The sequence below is a fragment of the Streptomyces albidus (ex Kaewkla and Franco 2022) genome (assembly GCF_013870515.1).
GTDB lineage: Bacteria > Actinomycetota > Actinomycetes > Streptomycetales > Streptomycetaceae > Streptomyces > Streptomyces albidus.
Window position 1 is genome coordinate 1 of sequence record NZ_JACBXA010000486.1, and the last position, 1,656, is coordinate 1,656.

Genomic DNA, 1,656 nt, shown 5'->3' on the forward strand with positions numbered 1-1,656 from the left:
GAGGGCGGCGGCAGGCTCGGCCCTGGGTTCGTACTCGCGCAGGGTCCCGGATTCGTCGGGCAGGCGGATCACGAGGCTCTCCCTTCTGTGCCCGGCCTCGGGGCGTCGGCGGTCGTGGACGTCACAGCGACAGCTCGGGGACGGTCAGACGGCGGCCCTCCGCCGAGGAACGCAGGCCGAGTTCGGCGAGCTGCACCCCGCGCGCGCCCGCGAGCAGGTCCCGGTCATAGGGCGTACCGAGCGCGAAGTGCCGCAGGAAGAGCTCCCATTGAGCCTTGAAGCCGTTGTCGAACTCACCGTTGTCCGGCACTTCCTGCCACTGGTCACGGAAGGTCTCCGTCGCGGGCAGGTCCGGGTTCCAGACGGGCTTGGGCGTGCCCGAACGGTGCTGGGCCCGGCAGCGGCGGAGCCCGGCGACGGCGGAGCCCTCCGTCCCGTCGACCTGGAACTCGACGAGCTCGTCCCGGTTGACCCGCACCGCCCAGGAGGAGTTGATCTGGGCGACGACGCCGCTGTCCAGCTCGAAGATGCCGTACGCGGAGTCGTCCGCCGTGGCGTCGTAGGGCTTGCCGGCCTCGTCCCAGCGCTGCGGGATGTGCGTGGAGGCGTGCGCCTGTACGGTCGCGACCCTGCCGAACAGCCCGTGCAGCACGTACTCCCAGTGCGGGAACATGTCGACGACGATGCCGCCGCCGTCCTGCGACCGGTAGTTCCAGGAGGGCCGCTGTGCCTCCTGCCAGTCGCCTTCGAAGACCCAGTAGCCGAACTCCCCCCGCACGGACAGGATCCGGCCGAAGAAGCCGCCGTCGATGAGGCGCTTGAGCTTCAGAAGGCCCGGCAGGAAGATCTTGTCCTGCACCACGCCGTGCTTGACGCCCTTCGCCTGTGCGAGCCGTGCCAGCTCCAGTGCGCCGTCCAGACCGGTGGCGGTGGGCTTCTCCGTGTAGATGTGCTTGCCGGCTGCGATCGCCTTCCTCAGGGCCTCCTCGCGGGCGGAGGTGACCTGGGAGTCGAAGTAGACCTCGACGGTGTCGTCCGCGAGGACGGCGTCGAGGTCGGTCGTCCACTCGTCCAGGCCGTGCCGCTCGGCGATGGCCCTCAGAGCGTGGTCGCGACGGCCCACGAGCACCGGCTCGGGCCACAGCACGCTGCCGTCACCGAGATCCATCCCGCCCTGCTCCCGGATCGCGAGTATCGAGCGGACGAGGTGCTGGCGGTAACCCATGCGTCCCGTCACGCCGTTCATGGCGATGCGCACTGTCCTGCGTGTCACGTGGGCTTCTCCTTCGGTCCGCCGGCGCGGCTCGTGATGGTCCGGATCGCGGTGGATCGGACGGTGGCAAGTGGTGCTGATGAGGCTCTGGAGACGCCTGCTTCTGCAGCGATTCAGCAAGCGCTTTCTATCCAGAACGGTAGCCGGTTCACTTCAAGTTCGACAGGGCTGGGCATGATCGGGTGGTCACCGTGCGCCACGTACGGTAACCCGCTGAAGAGGTGCCCCCGCGCGCTCACCGCCCGTCCTCCCACCGCAGCTCGACGGCGGTGAGGGCCAGAGCCAGAGGGCCGGGCACCAGGAAGAGCACCGGCGGCAGAGCCCCTGCGCACACGACCGCGGTCCACCTCGGCGGCCAGCTCGGCCTCGTTCACGATGAGGGC

Annotated in this window: 1 protein-coding gene; it reads right to left on the bottom strand. The window is 69.6% G+C overall.

Features of this window, described 5'->3' with window-relative positions; genetic code table 11:
- Nucleotides 1-121 precede the first annotated feature (121 nt).
- On the bottom strand, nt 122-1,273 hold the full coding sequence (locus tag H5J26_RS30775) for a Gfo/Idh/MocA family protein (RefSeq protein ID WP_181769222.1): 1,152 nt from the start codon (nt 1,271-1,273) through the stop codon (nt 122-124).
- Between the last annotated feature and the right edge of the window lie 383 nt (nt 1,274-1,656).